At 62.3% G+C, this 22530-nt stretch carries 18 protein-coding genes; 8 read left to right on the top strand and 10 right to left on the bottom strand.

All coding sequences use genetic code 11. The features are described 5' to 3' along the window. The first annotated feature begins 59 nt into the window (after positions 1–59). Positions 60–1082 (top strand): L-arabinose ABC transporter permease AraH, encoded by a 1023-nt coding sequence (gene araH, locus ACO1XS_RS09055; RefSeq protein WP_486390484.1) that lies wholly within the window; start codon positions 60–62, stop codon positions 1080–1082. 27 nt (positions 1083–1109) lie between these two features. Here araH and ACO1XS_RS09060 read toward each other — a convergent pair whose 3' ends face one another. Further along, positions 1110–1697: a TMEM175 family protein gene (locus tag ACO1XS_RS09060; RefSeq protein WP_440560321.1), complete on the bottom strand. Its 588-nt coding sequence runs from the start codon at positions 1695–1697 to the stop codon at positions 1110–1112. Between the two features lie 253 nt (positions 1698–1950). Between ACO1XS_RS09060 and ACO1XS_RS09065 the strand changes: the two genes are divergently transcribed. Next, on the top strand, positions 1951–4026 hold the full coding sequence (locus ACO1XS_RS09065; protein ID WP_486390485.1) for an NAD(+) synthase: 2076 nt from the start codon (positions 1951–1953) through the stop codon (positions 4024–4026). A 10-nt stretch (positions 4027–4036) separates the two neighbouring features. Here ACO1XS_RS09065 and ACO1XS_RS09070 read toward each other — a convergent pair whose 3' ends face one another. Beyond that, positions 4037–4672, bottom strand: a complete 636-nt coding sequence (locus ACO1XS_RS09070) for a peroxiredoxin-like family protein (RefSeq protein WP_486390486.1) — start codon at positions 4670–4672, stop codon at positions 4037–4039. Here ACO1XS_RS09070 and ACO1XS_RS09075 point away from each other — a divergent pair. Next, positions 4671–5429: a helix-turn-helix transcriptional regulator gene (locus tag ACO1XS_RS09075; RefSeq protein WP_331569420.1), complete on the top strand. Its 759-nt coding sequence runs from the start codon at positions 4671–4673 to the stop codon at positions 5427–5429. The genes ACO1XS_RS09070 and ACO1XS_RS09075 overlap by 2 nt on opposite strands. 94 nt (positions 5430–5523) lie before the next feature. Next, the gene (locus ACO1XS_RS09080; RefSeq protein ID WP_486390487.1) at positions 5524–6690 is read left to right on the top strand and encodes a DUF4382 domain-containing protein; all 1167 of its coding nucleotides are present in this window, start codon (positions 5524–5526) and stop codon (positions 6688–6690) included. A gap of 383 nt (positions 6691–7073) precedes the next feature. Here the strand turns inward: ACO1XS_RS09080 and ACO1XS_RS09085 are convergent, their stop codons facing one another. Beyond that, positions 7074–7610 (bottom strand): cytochrome b, encoded by a 537-nt coding sequence (locus ACO1XS_RS09085; RefSeq protein ID WP_331569416.1) that lies wholly within the window; start codon positions 7608–7610, stop codon positions 7074–7076. Positions 7611–7878: 268 nt separating this feature from the next. Between ACO1XS_RS09085 and ACO1XS_RS09090 the strand changes: the two genes are divergently transcribed. Genes ACO1XS_RS09090 through ACO1XS_RS09105 form a run of 4 tightly spaced genes read left to right on the top strand, consistent with a single transcriptional unit; the run spans position 7879 to position 12036 of the window. Continuing rightward, positions 7879–10233 (top strand): TonB-dependent receptor, encoded by a 2355-nt coding sequence (locus ACO1XS_RS09090; RefSeq protein WP_486390488.1) that lies wholly within the window; start codon positions 7879–7881, stop codon positions 10231–10233. A 33-nt stretch (positions 10234–10266) separates the two neighbouring features. Beyond that, positions 10267–10914, top strand: a complete 648-nt coding sequence (locus ACO1XS_RS09095; protein WP_486390489.1) for a MotA/TolQ/ExbB proton channel family protein — start codon at positions 10267–10269, stop codon at positions 10912–10914. Continuing rightward, entirely contained in the window at positions 10911–11309 is a 399-nt protein-coding gene (locus ACO1XS_RS09100) for an ExbD/TolR family protein (RefSeq protein WP_331569411.1), read from the top strand. The genes ACO1XS_RS09095 and ACO1XS_RS09100 overlap by 4 nt, the downstream gene beginning before the upstream one ends. Continuing rightward, on the top strand, positions 11302–12036 hold the full coding sequence (locus tag ACO1XS_RS09105) for a TonB family protein (protein ID WP_486390490.1): 735 nt from the start codon (positions 11302–11304) through the stop codon (positions 12034–12036). Before ACO1XS_RS09100 ends, ACO1XS_RS09105 begins: the two co-directional genes overlap by 8 nt. Positions 12037–12195: 159 nt before the next feature. Here ACO1XS_RS09105 and ACO1XS_RS09110 read toward each other — a convergent pair whose 3' ends face one another. The 7 genes from ACO1XS_RS09110 to ACO1XS_RS09140 form a co-directional block, all read right to left on the bottom strand. Continuing rightward, entirely contained in the window at positions 12196–12852 is a 657-nt protein-coding gene (locus ACO1XS_RS09110) for a hypothetical protein (RefSeq protein WP_486390491.1), read from the bottom strand. An 811-nt stretch (positions 12853–13663) separates the two neighbouring features. Next, a complete protein-coding gene (locus tag ACO1XS_RS09115) occupies positions 13664–15193 on the bottom strand; it encodes an amidase (RefSeq protein WP_486390492.1) in 1530 nt (509 codons plus the stop codon). 90 nt (positions 15194–15283) lie between these two features. Then, entirely contained in the window at positions 15284–16210 is a 927-nt protein-coding gene (locus tag ACO1XS_RS09120; protein ID WP_331574513.1) for a LysR family transcriptional regulator, read from the bottom strand. A gap of 78 nt (positions 16211–16288) precedes the next feature. After that, entirely contained in the window at positions 16289–17542 is a 1254-nt protein-coding gene (locus ACO1XS_RS09125; RefSeq protein ID WP_486390493.1) for an MFS transporter, read from the bottom strand. A 248-nt stretch (positions 17543–17790) separates the two neighbouring features. Beyond that, a complete protein-coding gene (locus ACO1XS_RS09130) occupies positions 17791–19032 on the bottom strand; it encodes an MFS transporter (protein ID WP_486390494.1) in 1242 nt (413 codons plus the stop codon). 193 nt (positions 19033–19225) lie between these two features. Further along, entirely contained in the window at positions 19226–19384 is a 159-nt protein-coding gene (locus ACO1XS_RS09135) for a hypothetical protein (RefSeq protein ID WP_331574517.1), read from the bottom strand. Positions 19385–19536: 152 nt separating this feature from the next. Continuing rightward, positions 19537–22509 (bottom strand): bifunctional diguanylate cyclase/phosphodiesterase, encoded by a 2973-nt coding sequence (locus tag ACO1XS_RS09140; protein WP_486390495.1) that lies wholly within the window; start codon positions 22507–22509, stop codon positions 19537–19539. Positions 22510–22530: the final 21 nt, after the last annotated feature.

Raw genomic sequence — 22530 nt, forward strand, 5'->3', positions numbered from 1 at the left:
TTCGAACCGGCGTGCGCCCGAGCATCCAGCCCGGGCGGCACCCACGAATGAGAGACATCATGCAACAACCACCGAGCATCCGCCCCGCCGCCGAGCCGGCCCTGTCGTCGCAAGCCGCCCCGCACGAGTCGCCTTCTTTCGGGACGAGAGCCTGGCGTCTGGCCAACAAGTCCGGCATCGTCATGGTCTTCGTCATCCTGTTCGCGATACTGGCGCTGGCGGTACCGGACTTCCTGACGAGCCGCAACATGCAGGGGCTGCTGCTTTCGGTCACCCTCATCGGCTCCATCGCCGTCACGATGATGTTCGTACTGGCGCTCGGCGAAGTGGACCTCTCGGTCGCCTCGATCGTCGCGTTCTCCGGGGTCGTCGCCTCGATGCTGATCACGGCCACGCATAGCGTCGTATTCGGCGTCACGGTTGGCGTGCTGGCGGGCGGCGCGGTCGGTCTCGTCAACGGCGTGCTCGTGGCGCGCTACAAGATCAATTCGCTCATCGTCACGCTGGCCATGATGGAAGTCGTGCGCGGGTTGGCTTATATCGTTTCGAACGGCGATGCGGTCATGATTTCCGAAGAAAGCTTCTTCAATCTTGGCGGCGGCTCGTTTCTGGGCATTTCCTATCCGATCTGGAGCAATATCGTCGGCTTCATCGTGTTCGGCTTTTTGCTGAGAAAGACGGTATTCGGCAAGAACGTGCTGGCCGTGGGCGGCAACTCAGAGGCGGCGGCGCTCGCGGGCCTGCCCGTCACGCGCATCAAGGTCGCGGTGTTCGTGCTGCAAGGACTCGTCACGGGCTTTGCCGGTGTCATGCTGGCCTCCCGGATGAGTCTTGGCGATCCGAAGACTTCGGTGGGTCTCGAACTCGGTGTCATCTCCGCTTGCGTGCTCGGCGGCGTTTCGCTGACGGGCGGCGTGGCGACGATCTCCGGTGTGCTGGTCGGCGTGTTGATCATGGGCTCGGTGCAAAACGCGATGAGCCTCATGAACGTGCCGACGTTCTACCAGTATCTGATTCGCGGCGGTATCCTGCTGCTCGCCGTGCTGTTCGACCACTACCGCCGTACGCGGCGCGTGCGTTAAGCGCACGGTGCGGCGCGCGGCGAGTCGTCAGCTCTCGCGCGCCCGAATCGCCCGCTCCATGCGTCGGTCGGGAATGAACCACATGAGCGCGACCGCGACATAGAGAAGCGCCCCCACGCGCGGAAAATCGGCCGCCGCCAACGCGATTCCGAGCGCGTAGAGTACAACCGACGCCTTGCCCTTCATGTCCCGCCCGATCACCTGTGCCAATCGGCTCTCGGCGCCGTGGTGCCGCACGAGCCGCGTTTGCAGGATGTGATAGGCCGACGCGCAGGCAAAAAGGTCGACCCCGTAGCAGACGGTCGGCCAACGGGCGAAGTGGTTCTCTCCCATCCAGCCGGTTGCGAAAGGCAGCAGCGACAGCCAGAACAGCAGATGCAGATTCGACCAGAGCACGCTGGCATCGACGCTGCGGCTGGCCTGAAACATATGGTGGTGGTTGTTCCAGTAAATGCCGACATAGATGAAGCTGAGGACGTAGCTTGCCACCGTCGGCCATAGCGGAGCCAGCGCGGCAAGCTCGGCGCTATGCGGTACCTTGAGCTCGAGCACCATGATCGTGATGATGATGGCGAGCACGCCATCGCTGAATGCTTCGAGCCGGTTCTTTTCCATAGATTCGACGATATCTTTGTCCTGACGGGCCTTTCACGCCGATGCGATATTACGCGAATACGGCGCGGGCCTGAAATGCCCTCCTCCGTCGCGCAAACCCCTACCGCGGGCGATTCCCGCTTTGGCAGTGCCCGAGCCAAGCAGGCAGAATCGCGTAACATTGCACATTGAGCTCGATGAAGCCCTATTCTCGATCCGATATCGGCCAACTCGCCATGCAGCCGATACCGCCGCCGTAAGGAACGAATTCGCCATGACCGAAGTACCGGCCTTTTTCAACCTCTATCGCCACAACTTCGCGCGGCTCGCGGTCGCGGTCCCGCCCGTGCGCGTCGCGGACCCCGCCGTCAACGCGCGCGAGACGATCGCACTGATGCAAGAGGCCGATGCCCGCCATGCGCTCGTCACGCTGTTCCCCGAACTCGGCTTGTCCGGTTACGCCTGCGACGACCTGTTCCACCAGCAGGCGCTGCTCGAGGCCTGCCTGATCGCGCTGAGCGATATCGTCGCCGCGTCGCGTCAATTATCGACGACGGCGATCGTCGGTCTGCCGCTCGTGATCGATGGCCTACTGTTCAACTGCGGCGCCGTCGTGCATCGGGGCCGTCTGCTCGGCATCGTACCGAAAAACTACCTGCCGAATTACCGCGAATTCTACGAAGGACGGCAGTTCGCCGAGGCCTCCTGCCTGCACCGCGAGTCGATCGATCTCATCGGACAAACCGGTATTCCTTGCTCGCCCGATCTGCTCTTCCGGATCGAAGGGCAGCCGCTTTTCACGTTTCACATCGAAATCTGCGAGGACCTCTGGGTACCGATCCCGCCCTCCTCGTTCGCCGCGCTGGCAGGTGCAACGGTACTGCTCAATCTTTCGGCGTCGAACGTGACGGTCGGCAAGGCCGATTACCGGCGCTTGCTCGCGAGCGGTCAATCGGCTCGCTGCCTGGCAGCGTACGCCTATAGCGCCGCGGGCGTCGGCGAATCCACGACGGATCTTGCGTGGGACGGCCACGGAATGATCTACGAAAACGGCAACGCACTGGCCGAAACCGAGCGCTTCGCCGACAAGGCACAACTGATCTGCGCCGATATCGACCTCGATCGACTCGTCGAGGAACGGATGCGGCAAACGACGTTCGGCGATTCGGTCCGTCTGCATCGCGACACCACAGCGCGATTCCGCACCGTCGACGTGCCGGCTGCCGTGCCGACCGGCATCCATCTGCCGCTCGCTCGCCGCTACGAACGTTTCCCGTACGTGCCGGCCGATCCGGCACGGCGCGGCGAACGGTGCCGCGAGATCTACGATATCCAGGTACAAGGTCTCGTCACGCGCATGCGTGCCGCTAAAACGAAGACCCTCGTCATCGGCATATCGGGCGGCCTCGATTCGACACTCGCTTTGCTCGTGTGCGTGCGCGCCGTCGATCGGCTGCAGTTGCCGCGCAGCGCGATCATCGCCTGTATTCTTCCCGGCTTCGGCACCGGCGAACGTACGCTCGGCCAGGCTCGTCGCCTCGTCGCCGCGTTCGGCTGCCGAACGAACGAAATCGATATTCGCCCGAGCTGCATGCAGATGCTTCAAGACCTCGGGCACCCGTTCGCTCTCGGCGAAGCGGTTCATGACATTACGTTCGAGAACGTGCAGGCGGGCGAGCGGACGAGTCACCTCTTTCGCATCGCCAACATGCATGGCGGTCTCGTAGTTGGCACCGGCGATCTCAGCGAACTCGCGCTGGGCTGGTGTACCTACGGTGTCGGCGATCACATGTCGCACTATGGCGTCAACGCGAGCGTGCCGAAAACGCTGATCCAATATCTGATTCGGTGGACCGCCGATGAAAGCGGACTCGATGCGCCCGCCGCCGCGGTCTTGCGCGATGTGCTCGAGACCGATATCAGCCCCGAGCTGATTCCGCCGGGCGAGGACGGGACGATTCAGCTCACCGAAGCAGCGGTCGGCCCGTACGAGTTGCAGGACTTCAACCTCTACTATCTGCTGCGTTTCGGCTACCGCCCCTCGAAAGTGGCGTTTCTCGCCTGGACCGCATGGCGCGACCGTACGCAAGGGGCATGGCCGGACCTGCCGGACGAAAAGCGGCACGAGTACGACATCGCGGACATCAAACGCTGGCTGGCCGTATTCCTGCGGCGCTTTTTCGAGCAACAGCAGTTCAAGCGTAGTTGCCTGCCGAACGGGCCCAAGGTCGGTTCGGGCGGTTCGCTTTCGCCGCGCGGCGACTACCGCGCGCCGAGCGACGCGAGCGCAAACGCATGGCTGACCGACCTCGATACCGTACCGGACACGGAGGACGGCAAGCGCGCCTGACGCAAGCTCGTCAAACCTCTCCCGTGTACTCGCCGCGCGCCGGATATGCATGCTCGATCGTGAAATCGACGGCTTTCAGCAATTCGGCGAAGCTTGGCCGGACGAACGGCATCGATTGAACCGACGCGTAGTAAATCGTCCTGTCGGACTTGATCAGAAACACGCCCGGCTCGGAAAAGAGCGCGGGCTCTTCGATGCCGATCGACGTCTTTCCGCGCGATGAGGAAATGTAGAGGCCCCATTCGCGCGCTTTTTCGAGCGGCAAGCCATATCCCACCGTCAATCGATCGGCGCCGATCTTAGTCGCCATCTCTCGTGCCCGTGCTTCGTCGTCCGAGCTGATGGCGATAGTCGTCACCCCGCGCTGAGCGAATTCGGGTGTCAGCCGCTCGAGCTCCCGGAGATACATCGCGCAAATCGGGCAATGCAAGCCCCGATAAAAGCAAATCAAGGTCAGATAATCGGGCGTTTGGTGCGCGAGATCGAATCTGCCGCCGCCGAGCGTGGCGACACTGAGTTCCGGTGCGGCCTGTCTGGGTATCAACATCTGTCTTTCCTCCTTGGTCATCGATGTGCCGGGCAATCCGTGATTGACGGCATGCATGAAGATTCCCATACTCTCGATCATGAGGAGTCCGAATTGCATGATTAAAAATCCGATATCCCCGAAGCCCGACCGACTTTCCGCGTTTTTTCGCGCGTTCGACTTCACCGCGAGGGCGTTCTCGCCCGACGACCGCGCAAGCGACGCGACGCTGACGGTCAAAGGATCCGCGAATGCGGCGCGCAGCCTCGTTCTGACGATCGGTCCGCCCGTCGCCGCGGCCGATAGCGAGGGGCTCGCCGCTGTTTCGTTATGCTTCGGCGGTCCGCTGAACCCGCTTTTGAGCGCGCTGCCCGAGCATATCGAGATCGGGCTCGAAGACGCGCCCGATCTGCGCGCGCTCGCTAGCGTACTCACCGCCGAGGCGCTCGATGTACGGTGCGGAAAGCAGACGGCGCTGGAGCGGCTTGCCGAAGTCATCGTCCTGATGGTGCTGCGGCGCACGATCGACGCCGGTGCAACGCGGCCGGGGCTGCTCGCCGGCCTGTCCCACCCCGCCCTGCATCGCGCGCTCGCTGCGATGCACGACCAGCCGTCGCGGGCATGGCGAATCGAGGATCTCGCCGCGATCGCCGGCGTTTCGCGCAGTCGGTTCATGGAGCTGTTCCGCGAAGTCGTGGGAACCACACCGAGCAGTTACTTGACGGAATGGCGCCTTGCGCTCGCGCGCCGGGCGCTCGTCCGTGGCGACCGTGTCAAATCGATTGCCGCGCATGTGGGGTTTGGCAGCGCCGCCGCGTTTTCCCGCGCGTACACGCGCCGATTCGGACACCCGCCTGTCCAGGCCCGCCTGAATTGAGGAGAGAAGTTACCGTTTGTTGCAAAGAGAGAAAGAGTTTGCAGCCCCTCACGCATATGCTTCGCGCACCAGTGACGAAGAAGAGGTGGTGACCATGAGCCCTAATCTACCAAAACTGCTCTCCGGTGCGGCGCTCGCATGCACGGCGATCCTACTTGGCGCCTGCGGCGGTGGAGGCGGCGGCGGCACGCCAACGGGCACGTTGGCCGTTCACATGACCGATGCACCGGCATGTGGCTTCGATCATGTCTATGTGACCGTGGATCAGGTCCGCGTCAACATGAGTTCGGCGGCGGGCGATAACGACGGCGGCTGGAGCGACATCACGCTTGCGACGCCGCAGAAGATCGACCTGCTGACGCTCACGAACGGCGTGCTGACGACGCTAGGCCAAACCACGTTGCCGGCTGGCCAATATCAGCAAGTGCGCCTCGTGCTCGCTTCGAATCAGGGCAACGCATTGGCCAACTCGGTTGTCGTTTCGGGTACGACGACCGAAGTCGCGCTCGCCACGCCGAGCGCGACGCAAAGCGGGTTGAAAATCATTCGCCCGTTTACCGTTGACCCCAACAGCACGGTGGATCTCGTGCTCGACTTCAACGCGTGCAAGTCCGTGGTCCAGCAGGGCAACGGCGGGTATGCGCTCAAGCCGGTCATTACGGCCACCCCCACGACGGTAAGCGGTACGATCGACGGCTTCGTCGCACCGGCCGAAGCCGGCGCGACTGTCTATGCGGAGCAAAACGGCAAAGTCATCAGCGGCACCGTTGCCGACAGCACCGGGCATTTCACTTTCGCCCCGCTCGTCGCGAGCGCAAGCAACGGCAGCTACGACGTCGTGATCGCGCAAAGCGGCGTGTCGAGCGGCGTCATTACATCGGTGCCGGTTGTCGTTGGCGCGACGACGCACATATCGACTGCTGCTCAGCCCATCACGTTGCCGGCATCCACGATGAACACCGTCAGCGGCACGGTCACCGCGTCCGCGGACGCGAGCCTGCGCGCGCTGCAAACGACGACCTCCGGCACTTACGAAATCGCCTCGGCCAACGCCAATCTGACGACGGGTGCGTACACCATGACGTTGCCGGTCAATCCGCCGTTGGTCGGCGCTTACAGCAACGCGTTGCCGATCTCCCTGACTGCCGCGACCACGTCGGCCGGTCAATATACGATCGAGGCGGATGCTGCCTCGGGTGCGACGCAGTCGAGCGCCGTCAATGTCTCGAGCGGCAGCCAGACCGTCAATTTCAGCTTCTGACACATTGCATTCAAACACCGGAGGGGCGAATGCCCCTCCCTATGCTCATAGCGGGGATTCTCGGATGAAAAAAATGATGGTGGTCCTGACTATTGCTGCCGGCGTACTCAGCGGATGCGCTGTCTATGTACCCGATCAGCCCGGCGTCGTAGTCCGCCCGCAAGGCGGCCCCGGCAATGGTTTCTGCCCACCGGGCCAGGCGAAGAAAGGCAATTGCTGACCGGCGACGATCGGACGAAAACGGGCGTGGCAAACGCCCGTTTTTTTTACCGCGCGATCTGAAACTCCGCCGCTTTGTAATGATCTGTAATTCCTGTTTCCGCCCCGGATAGGCTCGGCGCCCTGGCCGAACGAAGCTGGCGCTCCGGCCGGCTGGCCGAGCATCACATCATCCGTCGCAATACGTTGTCCTTGAACACGAAGCGATGCAAGAGCGCGGCGCCGACGTGCATGCCGATAAGCACGAGCAACACCCAGGCGAGCGCGCTATGGATATCACCCATCGCATGCCCCACGGTCGAACCCGAAGCTGCGAGCGCCGGCAATGGCAGCGCCCCGACGACCTTCACGGACCAGCCTCGCGACGACGCGTTGGCCCAGCCAAGCACGGGAACTGCGATCAGCGCAGCGTAAAGCACGAAGTGTGTGACGCGCGAAACGGTACTGAGCAGCGGCGGCAGGTCGCTCGGGGGCGGCCGGTGCGTCAGCCGCCAGAGAATGCGCACCGCCATGGCCGCGATCAATGCCGCACCGAGCGCGAGATGCCACGCAATGAGGCCGACCGGTTGCGTATCCCGGTGCACTTCGGGCATCGTCCAGCCCAGAACGAATTGCGCAGCGACCAGAGCGACCACCAGCCAGTGAAGAAGGCGCGCGACGAGCCCGTAAGTCTCGTCGCCATGTTGCTCGATGGCGGACATCGTTACCCCTTGAAAGGCCTGGAACGAATGCATCTTGCCAAGCGGACCTTAGCCGGGGCTTAGAGGTGCGCATCGCCAGTTGGATCGCATCTTGCGAAACAATCGTGATACGTTATATCATCTCACTCCACGATGATACGTTATATCGTTTCACCGATTAACGATGGGCGCTGGCAGCTTACGAGGAACGCCGTCAATTCGCCGCTGTTCCGTGCTGATCCGTGTGAAGACGCTTCCGGCAAGCGGATTCCGCTTTCGAACGAGAAAAATGACGAAACACAGAAACCTGATCAGGCGTGCGGGCTGTCTGCACATTGCCTTGAGCATTCCGCTCTCCGCACTTGCCGTCCCCGATGCTCCGGCTTTGCGCGGCGTCGTCACGGACCGGCACGGCCACGCGCTGGAACATGCCGACGTGCTTGTTCAGGACGCCGGCGGCAATACCATCGCTCACGCGCAAACAGGTCCTGACGGGCGGTTCGAAGTGGGTGGCCTCGCGTCCGGTACCTACGCGCTGAGCATCGATGCGAAAAATTTCAGCAGCAACACGCGCATCGAAACGATCGAAGCGGGCAAGCCGCTCGAGATCGATATCGCGCTCGAAAAGGGCAGCGCGCTCGACGTGAATATCGATGCGCAGCGCCTCGATCGCGCGCGCAACGGCTTTCAGCCCGATATCGGCGCGAGCGTCTACCGCGTGATGCAGGCAGACATCGACGCCATGCCGCAAGGCCAGAACACGCCACTCAATGAGGTTCTGCTGCAAATGCCCGGTGTCGCCAACGATTCCTACGGACAGCTTCACGTGCGCGGCGATCACGCGGATCTGCAGTACCGTATCAACGGCATCCTCATTCCGGAGCCGATCAGCGGCTTCGGCCAGTCGTTCGATTCGCGCATCGTCGGCCAGCTCAATCTGGTGACGGGCGCGTTGCCCGCGGAGTACGGCTATCGAACGGCGGGTATCGTCGACATCAAGACGAAGGCGGGCGACCTCGGGCAAGGCGGATCGATCGACGTCTATGGCGGCAGCCACCAGACGCTCCAGCAAAGCGCCGACGTGTTCGGCTCGCAGGGACCGCTCACCTACTACTTTTCCGGCTCCCACGGCGTGAATAACCTCGGCATCGAGTCGCCGACCGCGAGCGGCAGTCCGCCACACGATCACACGCAACGAAGCAACGGTTTCGGGTACATGTCGTACATCGTCAATCCGCTCACACGCGTGAGCGTGATGTTCGGCACGTCGACCAACTGGTTCCAACTGCCGAACACGGCTGGCCTGCCGATTCAGTACTCGCTGCAAGGTGTCTCGTCGTTTGACTCCACGAACCTGAACGAGACGCAGTCGGAGCTCAACAACTTCGCGGTAATAGCGTTGCAGGGCACGAATGGCGGCAAGCTCGACTATCAGATCGCGCTTTCCACGCGCTATTCGCGCACGCAGTTCAACCCCGATCCGATCGGCGATCTGTCGTTCAACGGCGTAGCGTCATCGGACTTCCATAGCGATCAGACGAACGGCCTGCAGACCGATTTCGTCTATCGGCTCAACGACAAACATACTGTGCGCGCGGGCGTGATGGTCCAGCAGGAGCATGCGGACTTCAACCACAGCGTATCGGTCTTTCCGGTCGACGCGAACGGCAACCAGACCTCGGATGTACCGTTCGGCATCAACGATTCGAGCAGCAAAAGCGGATACCTGTATAGCGCCTATCTGCAAGACGAGTGGAAGCTCACCGACAAGCTGACGCTGAATTACGGCATGCGCTACGACAAGCTGAACCAGTACGTTGACGCGAGCCAATTGAGCCCGCGCATCGGCCTGGTCTATCAACCCACCAACGCGACGACGCTGCACGCCGGCTACGCACGCTACTTCACGCCGCCGTCGTTCGAGCTGGTATCTCCATCGACGATCGACCTCTTCAACGGCACGACCAATCAGAGCGCCGGGACGCAAAACGATCCGGTGAAACCCGAGCGCGCTCATTATTTCGACGCCGGTATCGAGCAGAAGCTCACCCAAAATCTGACGATCGGTCTCGATGCGTACTACAAGATCGCACACGACTTGCTCGACGAGGGTCAGTTCGGTACCGCACTGATCTTCACTCCGTTCAATTATCGGTACGGCCGCGTGTACGGCGCCGAAGTCACGGCGAGCTACAAGAAGGACAACGTCTCGGCCTATCTGAACATCGCCTACAGCCGCGCGCAGGGCAAGAATGTTCAATCGGCGCAGTTCAATTTCGGACCAGACGAGCTCAGTTATATCGCCGGCAACTGGGTGTTTCTCGACCACGATCAGCGCTTGACGGCCTCGTTCGGCGGCGCTTACACGTTCGGCAACACAACGCTGAGCGCCGACGGGATCGTCGGCAGCGGCTTGCGCAGCGGCTTCGCGAACACGGACAAAGAGCCGTTTTACGCACAGCTCGATCTCGGCGCGATCAAGCGCTTCAACGAGCCGTACATCGGCAAATTCTCAGCGCGTCTCGTACTCGTCAATGCGTTCAATCGTGTTTATCAATTGCGCAGCGGCTCGGGCATCGGCGTGCAGGCGCCGCAGTTCGGCCCGCAGCGCGCGATCTACGCAGGCCTGTCGAAGATGTTTTGACGCTCGGCGCACATCGATGGAAAGGAGAACAGCTTGAACGAATGGATCAACTTGGCCGAGGCCGTACGGCTGGGCGGCTGGGCCGTGTATCCGCTGACGGTGTTGGCCGTTGCGGCGCTGGCAATCGTGCTCGATCGCGCATACGCCTTCTGGCGCTTCGCTCGCGTGCCGGTTGGATTGGCCGATGCGAACGGGCAAGCCGGGTATGACGCCGGTGAAGTCGCGGCGCAGGAACGCTTTGCGGCGCTCGAGCGATTACCGTCGCAACACGCGTTCCACCGCGTGGGGCGCCTATTCGACGAGCGCAGCGCGCCGCTGTGGCGGATCGAAACGAAGATCGATGCCGTGGCCGTGCAAATCCAGCGCGACATCGGCCGCGGACTGTGGCTCCTCGAAACGATCGTAACGGCGGCTCCGCTCGTCGGACTCCTCGGCACGATCGTCGGAATGATGCAGTCGTTCAAGCTGATCGGCACCGGACTCTTGAACCCGGCCGGCATCACCGGTGGCGTCGCGCAAGCGCTCATCGCGACGGCGCTTGGAATCGTGATCGCCCTCGTCGCGTTGTTCGCGTTCAACTTCTTCTCGCGTCGTATCGATGCGCTGATGGACGAACTCGAATCGTTCGCGAACGGGTGGCTGGCAGACCTGCGCATCGAGCAGGACGGCACCGCATCATGAAGCTTCGCCGTGCTTGCCCGGCCCGGCGTGGCCGCATCGAAATCATCCCGATGATCGACGTGATGTTCTTCCTGCTCGCGACATTCATGCTGACGTCGCTTGCGATGCAGCGGCTCGACGCGGTGCGTGTGAGTCTGCCCCAAGGCATGGCCGAACGCGTGGACCGCGACGAACCGTTGACGCTCAGCGTCACGCGTACGAATCAGATTTTCATCGACCGGCAGTCCGTGCGGCTCGATCAAGTGACGCAAGCGGTAGCGCGTCACTTGCCGCGCGACGGGAACATCCTAATAGCCGCCGATGACGGCGCCGCACACGGCGTCGTCGTGCAGGCAATGCTCGCGGCTCGGCGCGCGGGTGCCGCGCACTTCCTGGTGGCTGTACATCGTGAGTAGCGGTTGGCAGCGCCTGTTGACTGCGGCGGATGCTCCGAAAGTTCGCTTCGCGTTCGCGTGCGTGGTCGCAACGATGGCATGGGCAGGGGTGCTCGCGCATTTCGCACGGCTTTTCGCACAGGACGACCGGCCCCGGCCCGTGCCGAAAACGATCGACATGAAGCTGGTCGAGATTACGGCGCGCGCGCCTGCAGCTCAGATTGCCCCACGAGCGCAGCCGGAGCCGATGCGGCATGCCATATCGGAACGGCGAAGCCGAGCAGCGCAGCCGCTTATCCGCCATGAAGCGGTCAAGCCCACGCAGCGACAGAGCGTGCAGCAACGAAGCGCACCGCCGCCCCGCGTCGAGCCGTCCGCCGAGCCGGCCCGCGAGGCACCCTCCGCCGATGGGGGCGCTGTTCGGCCTGAATCCGTGCGGCCGAGTGCCGCGGACGCCTTGCCGGCTTCCTCATCGGTTGGCGCCGCGCAGGCGCGGCTGCTTTCCCAGCCGCTGCCGTTGCTGCCTGACGATCTGCGCGAGGACGCTTACCGCGCCGAAGCGGTAGCGCGCTTCGCCATTCACGCGGACGGCACCACGGAAGTCCAGCTGGTGAAGCCGACGTCGAATCCGCGCCTCAATCAAATCCTGCTCGAAGCGCTCCACAAATGGCGCTTCTTTCCAGCGATGGAAAACGGCCATCCAGTCGATAGTCAGCGCGACGTGCGAGTGCATTTCAACGTGAGCTGACACGACCTGCACCATCTAGCGATCAGCTGAGGCGTCTCGATGGAAACGGACCGACCGGCACCTTCTCGGGTGCCGCCGGTCGGCGGCCCAATAAGACGTTTCGCGGCAACCGGCGCTTCGCCGCGACGATGCAAGGAAGTTCCGTTCTCCCATGCGACATCAAGTTACGATGGGAACATCGGACACGCTCCGATACACGCGCCACCATACGCTCATGCCGGTAGCAGGAAGATCGGGAGCCACTCCCGTCACGATTCCCGTTCCGCCCCCTGGATCGTGCCTGCCGCACAGGTAATGACCTGCGTTGAGAAACGACGTGTAGGCGTTGGTCCCGTACGCCATGGCAGGTTGGAACTCGCCGTCCGGCAGCGCCCGTCCACCCGGTTCGAGCCTCAAGCGCGCCGCACAGGCGACCGACCAGGTCGACACGTCGTGCCCAACCGGCGTCCTTTCCGCTCCCACGAACTGTTCCGTGGCATCGCTCGTTGCAAGAACACGATACTGGCCGACATAATCGAATAGTTGAATTCGGACGCGGTCGGCAAACGACACCGGATCCCCGCATCGTTTTTTCGATCCGGCTGTAGGTACGAAGCTCCAAATATAGTCGGCGTCCTCGTGTTTTCCGGGTGCTGCTATCTCCGTGCGCAGGATAGCCGGACGGCGCTTGCTGTCCGGTGGGCGAATGACCGCTAAAAATACCGGCGTAGAGCTCGCGCAACTCCGAAACACGACAGGGTCGCCATAGCGGACCGTCTCGTCTTTTTCTGGTTCTATTATCCGCGTCGCGTCCCCGCGCGAAAAAACGATATCCATTTCAGCTCCATTTAGTGCCTGAAGCATTTTAATTTCGACAAACCGATGGTTTCAACGCAGCGAGTTTGCCCCTCCGGCGTGACTGCTCGACGCCGGACGCTTCCGACTGCATGCACGATCGTTCCGCCGCCCTGACCGACGCGCCGCGCAGGACAGTCCTGCGACGACTTCGGCAAGCGAATGGCCGTGTGCAATCTATCGATGGATAAGGAGCCGAACGGCTTACGGATCGTGATGTTGGATATGACGGAGCGGCGTGTGCATGAGAAGTCTCCAAGCGGATGGACAGCTTCGCGCCGCATCGAGTGCGTCCGATAGCGGTGTGCTGTCACGGGTACCTCTAAAACTGGCCCGCCCTTTGACGTACCAAACGGTCGCCACGGCAATGGCCCTCGGATTTTTTTATGTTGAACGCAAAATTAAATCGAGACGCATCCCTGACGCAAGTCAGGGAGTGAGTGTTTAATCGAGCGTCACGCATAATCTAATGAACAGGTCAATCCGTGTCAAGCGATGACCATGCAATAAATGCGGAGACAGAAAAGCCGATGGTTCGTAAATTCCAAAATATTTCTAAAATCCAACCAGCGCACGCCGTTTGCGACTGATCACGCGGTCCCACCCCGTTTAAAGCGGATAAAATCCGGCTTCTAATTTAACAATTTTTAAGGTTTTCCGATTTGCCATAAACAGCCGTTTTAAGCGGTACTCGGCGCTGATTTTAGCCATGTAATTGTTTTCAAGCCGTTCACGATGCTGCCGCGTCGAGCGCGACGGAACATTGTCGCGCCGCCCTGTTTGCCGGGGAATATCAGACCGCCGGACGCGCGAGCGCCGAATTCGGAACGGGATCCGGATCGGTCAAAGGAGGATGCGTCACGATCGCTTTCAGATCGACGCTGGTCTCGAGAAGCCGCGCGACGTCGGGCACCGGCCGGCGCGTCAATGGGGACGATTGACAGACCGCTTCCAACGCGCGAGCCATGTCCAGCAATTCGAAGTCGCCGCGGAACGGCCCGATTACCTGAAGGCCGAACGGCATGCCCGCGTGATCGACGCCGCACGGTAAAGCGAGCGCCGGATTCGTGACCAGCGTGACGACGTAAGTCAGCGCCAGCCAACGATAGTAATGGTCCAGCGCAACGCCATTGATCGATGCCGCATAAGGCTCGCGCCAAGGGAACGGCGACACGGGGGTGGTCGGCGCGAGAATCACATCGTATCGATCGAAAAGACGCTGGAAAGCCCGAAACAGCCGCGTTTGAGCGGCATGCGCCCAGACACAATCCGTGAGTGAGAGGCGCATGCCCATTTCGTAATTGGCGCGCGGGTTGGGACCGAGCGAATCGGGGTCGCTTTCATAGGCCTCTTGAAGTCCGGCGACGAACGCTTCAGCCCGCAATACATCGAAGCACCGGTGCGCGTCGGCAAAATCGAAATCGAGCGGCTCGCACAAGGCAAAATTGTGCTTCAGCGCCGCAACGCGCTCGCGAAACACTGCGCGAATTCCGGAATCGACCTCGCACACGCCGAAGTCCTCGGTGTAACCCACTCGCAGCCGGGACAGATCGGTCCACTGCCGAGCTCCCGCCGCGGCCGGTACCGCGTAGCTGAGCGGATCCGTATCGGAGGGTCCCAATGTGGCCAGCAATTGCAGACGAGCATCTTCGACTGTTCGCCCCATCGGTCCGACCACCGAAAGCGGCGTCCACCCAAGCGGCTTTCGGTCGCTCGGCACGAGTCCAGGCGAGGTACGCAAACCGACCACGCCGCACTTGGCCGCGGGAATACGCAGCGAGCCGCCCGTATCCGAGCCGCTCGCGAGCGGCACCATGTCGAGCGCCAGCGCGGCCGCCGACCCGCCCGACGAGCCCCCGGCGTTCAGCAACGGGTTGAACGGGTTCCCGGTCGCGCCCCATACCGGATTGAACGTGTTCGCACCGGCACCGAGCTCCGGCACATTGGTCTTGCCGACTACAATCGCGCCGGCCTGCCGCAACCGTTTCACGAGCACATTATCGGCATCGGGAATGTAGTTGCGAAAACGCGGCGAGCCATAGGTCGTCAGAAGCCCCTCGGTTTCTTCCAGATCCTTGATGCCGATCGGCAAGCCCTGGAGGATGCCCTTGCGCTCTCCCCTGGCGAAAGCGACGTCGGCTTCGCGCGCTTCACGCCGCGCACGGTCGAACGAAGTCGCGGTAAAAGCGTTCACCTTGGGATTGAACATCTCGATGCGCTCGAGACATGCCTCGAGCAACTCGAGAGCGGATACCTCGCGCGCGTCCAATAACGCGGCAAGCGCCACTGCGCTATAACGGGTCCATTCGTTTCGATTCGACATGAGCACTGACGTCCTGGCAAATTTCGGCATTCGTTGCGAATGTAGCGCAAGCGCTGAACCCGGGCCAGTGACGAATATCGAACGCACCCGTCACTTTTGGACAAGCGCGCCCGACGGCGGCAACGCGCGGCAGATTAAATCCAGAAAGCCGCGCATCAGTGGCGGGATCTGACGACGCGCGAGTGTTTGCACCTCGATCGATCGATCGCTGACGTTGAGTTCCGGCACCGGCAGCGCAATAAGTTTGCCCTCGGCGAGCCGCGTGCGAATGACGAGTTCGCCGCAAAAGGTAATGGCATCGCTTGCTGCCGTGAAGCGCAACAGCGCTTCGAGCGTCTCGCTCATGAGCACGCTTTTACAAGCGACACCCTCGCGGGAGCAGTAGATATCGATGAGCTTGCGCAACGTCGAATTCGCGGCGGGAATGGCAAGCGGATAGGCGAGCAATTCGCGAAACGAGACGCACTCGGCGCTTGCCAGCGGATGCGCCGAACCCACGACCGCGAGCACGGGCGACGGCATCGAATACACCGCCTCGATATCGGCGCTGGGGCCCAGGCTGAACGTGAAACCGATGTCGGCATCGGCCTGGCGCACGCGTTGTGTCACCCCAGCGGCGGAATCGACGCTCAACTCGAATTGGACGCGCGGCTCATGGCATCTGAAATCGGCCATGGCTTGCGGCAGGAAGTCGGCTACGAAACCCTCCGTGCAGGCAATGCGGATCGTGAAGGCCGCATCGCAGCGCAACGCCTCGATCTCCGCGCTGACCTGTTCGGCGTCGAGCAGCGAGCGGCGCGCGTAGGCGGCGAGCACCGCACCCGCCTTGCTCGGCACCATGCCGCGCGAGCACCGCTCGAACAGCGTCACGTTGAGTTCGCTCTCCAGCCGGCCAATCTGCCGGCTGATTGCCGACGGCACAACGTGAAGCCGGCTTGCGGCGTCGCTGATCGAACCCGTATTGACGACTTCGAGGAAATAGCGGACAGCCGCCTCCTGCAGAATTCTGGCATTCACATTCATGGTGCGAAGCGCGCGACGGAGTAAGTCGCGACATCATAGCGCCATACACCACGGTCCAATTTTCCGCGGCGCTTACGCTTCCTGCGCGTTGGCCGCCTGTACACCGCGTATTTTGGCTGCGCTGATCGTCAGGCTGACGAGCGTCGCGACCGCGGTGGAAGCGATGAGAAAGCCGAAGGCCGCGTCATAGGTGCCGTAGTAGGAAACGAGAAAGCCGATGACGGCCGGCGCGACGAACCCGGCGATCTGTCCACCGAAATTCACCATGCCGATGCCGGTTCCGACGAGCCGCTGAGGCAGGATTTTGGTCGGCAACGCAATGACCACCGCCAACACGAACGATTTGAAAAAATAGACGATCGCCTGAAAAGCGATAACGCCGGCGATGGTCTGTGCCGTATACATTTCGTAGAGGAAAAAGCCGGTAACCGCACAACAGGCCGTCATGAGCCGCTTTTCCTTGCCATCGAAAAAACGCGTCATGACCCAGCCGCCCATTGCCGTCGAAATGCTTGCCGCGATAAACGGCAACGGCGTCAGCAAGCCGACGGCTTTGAGATCGAGATGTCGAGCCGTCAACAAGTAGGCAGGCATCCACGCATCGAGCCCTTTATTGACGATACCCATACCGAACCACACCGTCAGTACCTTCCACATCAACGGCATTCTGAGCAATGCACGGGAGCCGGCTGCGTCGCGGGCGGCGAGCGCCTGCGTGGGCGGTTGGCCGGACGGCGTCTCGCGCGACGGCTTCACGGCCTTCACAAAGAAAAGGTAAATCAGCGCGAAGACAATGCCCGCGATGCCGATCGCCGAGAACGCGTGCCGCCAGCCGAGCGTCAGAATCAGGGGCGCTACGACGAGCGGTGCAACGAAACTGCCGACATAGTTCGACGAGACGAGCATCGCCGACATTTTCGGCCGTTCCACGCGCGGGTAGATCTCCGCGATGCCTTTGATCGAAGCGGACGGATAACCGCCCTCGCACAAGCCGAACAGAAGCCGGATGGCGATCAGCGAGGCGAGCGACCAGGCCAGGCCGGTCAACAACGTGAACAAGGACCAAAAGGCAATCGATGTGACCACCACCAATTTGCTGCCCCACCGATCGGCGATCCAGCCGCCGGGGATTTGCATCGCCGCGTAGCTGAGATAAAACACGCTGAGCACTATGCCGAGCGCGGCCGGGCTCAGATGAAATTCCTTGCCGATATGAACGAGCGAGAGCGAGATCGCGACCCGGTCGATATAGGAAATGCAAAAGCCGATATAGAGGAGCGCAAAAACCCAGATGCGCGCCTGCCGCTGCGCGTTCACGTCATGCATGGTGTTGGCCCGAAGAATACGTGAAAGGCCGACGCGCGCGGACCGGCGGTGCCGGTGACCCGCTTCGCGATGGGTCTAGCCGATCCTAAAAAGCCATTAAACCGTGGACAAGTGACAAATTCCGAACGCTTCGTTCTCGAAAACCGATGCGGCACGCGGTCGATTCGGGTAACGGCAAACGCGGGAGCGCACAGAACTTCGGACTGCTGAAGTCATTGCCCGCCGGCGCTGCGGAATGTTTCGAGCGATCAGGCGTCCGACTCGACGCACACACGGCACGGCGTCGGGACCGCCCGAGCGAGGGTGCGCCGCTCGATGAAACCGGACAGCGCCCAAACGCCGAGGCCGCCCAGGGCGAGCAGCGCGCCTACCGGCCCCGGAGAGGTCCAGCCAAAGCCGGCCGCGATCGCGAGCCCGCCGAGAAACGGGCCCAGGGCATTCGCGGTATTGAACGCTGAGTGATTGAGCGCGGCAGCGAGACCTTGCGCGTCTTCGGCGACATCCATGAGCCGGGTCTGGAGTACCGTGCCGAGTGCGCCGCCGATGCCGATCAGGAATACGTCGAGGGTCAGCAGCCAGACGTTCGACGCGGCAAACGGAAACAACAGCAGCATCGCCGCGCTCCAGGCGAGCAACCACCCCACCGTGCGCATCAATGCGCGATCCGCGAAGACGGGAATGACCAGATTACCGACGGTCAGACCGACGCCGAACACGCTCAGCACGAGCGAGGCGCTTGCCACCGACACGTGCGTCACGCGATGGAGTACATCGGCCAGATAGGTGTAGACCGCGAAGAGCCCGCCGAACCCGATCGCCCCAATACCGAGCGTGAGCCATACCTGCGAACGCCCGAGCGCGCCCAGTTCGCGCAGCGGACCCGCGCCAGGCGCAGGCGGTGCCTTGGGCGCCAGCAAGCGCACACACGTCATCGTGAGCACGCCGAGCAGGCCCGCGAACGCAAAGCTCCATCGCCAGCCGATTGCATGGCCCAGCCAATTCGATAGCGGAACACCGACGATCGTGGCCGACGTCAGCCCAAGAAACATGCGGCCGACCGCCACGGTGCGACGATCTTCGGGCACGAGCGAAGTGGCAACCAGGGCCGCGGCACCGAAATAGGCGCCGTGGGGCAAACCGCTCAGGAAGCGGAATACGAGCATCCAGTGATAGTTCGGTGCGATGGCGGACAAACCGTTTCCGAGGGCGAACATTCCCATCAGCACGATGAGCAGCAGCCGTCGGTCGAGTCGCGCGCCGAGTACGGCCAGCGCGGGTGCGCCGACGACGACACCGAGCGCATAGGCGCTGATCACATGGCCGGCCGTCGGGGCATCGATGCCAAGGCCGTCGGCGAAAAGCGGCAAGAGGCTCATCGTCGCGAATTCGGTCGTGCCGATGGCGAATCCACCTACCGCGAGCGCGAGCAACACCAGCCCGACATGTTTTACTGCGTGAGGTCGAGACTCGATGTGGGTCTGGGTTTGCATGACATCGTTCGGGGATACGTCGGCGGGAAGTCGGCGATTGTACCGATTACGGTGCGATCGCGTATTCGCGCGGAGCGGTGCTGTCGAACCAACGCCGGCACCCGCCAGCGCAGCGGGTGCGAACGAATCGCCTGGAATCGCCTGGAATCGGCCGAACCGGGCAGCGTCTTGCGCGCCCGGTGCGAGGCGCGGGTCAGTCGACGAGGCGAACGCCGAGGAACGTCGCGCGGGAACGGCGCACGCGCTCGGCCTCGCGGTGGCGGGCCTGGAACGAATAATCGGCGTCGAGCGGCAGGTGCGGCGACGCGAACAAATCGCTGACCTTTTGGAACAGGGCAAAAATGAAGCTCATGGCGACTCCCGATCGAATAAGGGTTTTCCCTAGACAGAATTCTAGGTATTTTCCCTAGCTTCGTCTAGTGCGCCGCACAAATATTTTTCTGTTGCCCTTGCCAGAAGCGGTTGAGGAGTTTTCCGCGTTGCAGCATTGCAACATCGGTGCAGTCAGGGGATCGACGCGCCGAGCGGCGTCCTGGCCGCCCGCGCCGGGGCCGCCCAGGGCGAATGGTCGAGCCATTCGCTCAGTGCGGCGCGCGGCATGGGACGCGCAATGAAATAACCCTGCGCGTAATCGCACTCCAGGCTGCGCAGCTGGTCGAGTACGCTGCCTGTCTCCATGCCCTCCGCCGTCACCTGAATGCCGAGACTGTGGGCGAGCCCGATAATCGATTGCACGATCGTCCGAGCCGCATCGTTGCCAGCCATTTCCACCACGAACGATCTATCGATCTTCAGTTCGTCCACCGGCAAACGCTGCAGATACGACAGCGACGAATAACCCGTTCCGAAATCGTCGATCGCGAGGCCGACGCCAAGCTCATGAATCTCCGTGAGCGCCTTCAGCGATCGGTTCGGATCGGCCATCACCGCGCTCTCCGTCACCTCGAGCTTCAACTTTTCCGGCGGGAAACCGTGCTTGTCGATCAGATCCTTGACCTTCTCCGGAAACCGGACATCGAGCAAATTTCGAGTCGAAATGTTGATGGCCACGGTGAGATCGGGCGCGTGCCGGCTGAGTGCGAGGACTTCCTCGATAGCGGTCTCGATGACCCACTGGGTGAGCGGATGAATCAGGTCGCTCAGTTCCAGGATGGGCATGAATTCGGATGGCGCGACCATGCCGCGATCGGGCGTCATCCAGCGAATCAGCGCCTCGATCTCGCAATGTGCCGCACCGCGCAACGAGACCTTCGGCTGGAAGTACAGCACGAACTCCTGCTTGTGCAACGCATGGCGAAGCCGGCTCATCAGCAGCCTGCGCTCGTTGCCCGATTCGACTTCGCTGCCGACGACGAATCCGCTGCTTTCGCGCTTGGCCCGGTACATGGCCGCATCGGCGTTGTGCATCAGCGACTTGACGTCTCTACCGGTGTCGGGCAACGCGGCCGCGCCGATGCTGCCGCTGATCTGCACGTCCATGCCGACGATCCTAAAGGGTTCGCGCATGACCTGCACGAGGCGCTTCAACAGTTCGCCGAACTCGGCATGGTCGACCGTATCGACGACGAACGCGAATTCGTCGCCGCCGAGCCTGCCGAGCGCCGCGCCGTCGGGCAATTCGAGCAGCAGCCGGCTTCCGACCTCACGCAACAATTGGTCGCCCGCCTCGTGGCCGAGCGAATCGTTGATCTCCTTGAAACCGTCGAGATCGACCAACCCGACGAACAGGCGCGCGCCGCTCAGCAAACAACTCTGCACACGCTGCTCGAGCAAATCGACGAAACTCGTTCGATTGAGCAGCCCCGTGAGCATATCGAGCGTGGCCTGGCAACGCAGCGCATCCTGCTGCAAGCGCCTTTCGGTGGTATCGAGGAACGTCACGATGGTGCCGCATACCGCGCCTCCTTTCATCATCGGGTACGCCCAGCATTCGACCGGCAGCACCGCGCCGGCCTTCGTCACGAAGACCTGGTCGTCGAGATGAGTGTGTGTGCCGGGCTGCTGTAGCGCATGCAGCTTGCACCCCCGCGCGCCGTGAACGCTTGCTTCGTACTGCGAACGATGAATCAGGGTATGCATATGCATACCGACGAGCTCGTCCGCGCGATACCCGAGCAAACGTTCGCAGGCGCCGTTGGCGAACGTGCATCGCCCTTCGCTATCGAGGCCGTAGATGGCCTCCACCGTCGAATCCATCAGCGAAGCAAAAAGCTCGTTTTGTTCGCGAATCGTGCGAGAGAGAGAACGGCGATACGTCACATCCGTGATGAGGGCGAGGGACGCATCGTTGCCCGAAAAGCTCAATGGGAAGTAGGCGATTTCGACCAGGAGCTCCTGGCCGCTCGAATTTCGATGCAGCCGTGCGGCGCCATCGGGCGGCTCGCCGCCCTGCTCGCGCACGCGCGACGGGCCATGCGGATGCAGCTCGAGATCGGCCTCGCACATGCCAAGGAAACGTTCGCGCGTGAAGCCATAGTGTGCAATTGCACGGTCGTTGACCGCCAGGAATCTGCGCGTGCGGGCATCGCAAACCCACATAGGATTCGGGTTGCGCTCGAAAAGCGAGCGGTACTCGGCTTCCGATTGCATCAGCGCCTGGGCAGTGCGGTTGCGCTCCATGCTGAGGGCGGCGATCTCCGCGCTCAGTTGCCCGATTTGAATATCCTCCGTCGAGGGGGCGCGCGCCGTGCGTGCATACAGCGCGAACGAGCCGAGCACGCGGTGGCCCGTCGAGATAATCGGATGAGACCAGCATGCACCCAATCCGTGTGCGCAAGCGAGTGCCCGATAGTCCTTCCAGAGCGGATCCGTGGCAATGTCGTCGACCACCACGATGCGCCGCTCCGCAATGGCCGTACCGCATGAGCCCACGCCCGATGCGCATTGCAAGCCGACGAGCGCGTCGGTGTACGACGCGGGCAAGCTCGGCGCGATGCACGATGTGACGCGCAGCGTCGCCGGATCGACGATGACAACGGAGGCGAGGGCCCCCTCTATCTGATGTTCGGCAAAGCGAGTCAGCAGCACGAGGGCGTCGTCGAGAGGATCGTTCTGCGCAATTCGCCGCAATACCTCGATCTGGCCCGCTTCACGCCGGAAGGATGCCTGCCACTGCCGTTCATGGCGCGCGAGCTCGGAGCCGAGCTCGTCCAGCTCGACGGCAATCCGGCCAAAAGGCGCCTCGTGCACCTGAGCCGAGACGGACGTACCGAATTGCCGCGTACGCAGCCTCGTGGTTGCATCCGCGAGCCGGTCCAAATGACGCTTCATGTCGATGCGTGCGAGCATCCAGCCGCCGAGCGCCGCGCAGGCCACGGCCAACAAGGCCAGCACGACGCCGACCGCTCGACCCTGCAGCCAGCCGCCGCGTCCGCAAACGAAGACGACCACGGCCGCCAGCGCCGCCACGCCCACGCCGACCGCCACCCAGTGCCTTCTCTCGGATATTGCCTTCCACGACCCGTTGTTGCGCATCATTTTTTATCGCCTGCGGCTGGC

The sequence above is a fragment of the Trinickia sp. genome (genome assembly GCF_057351765.1).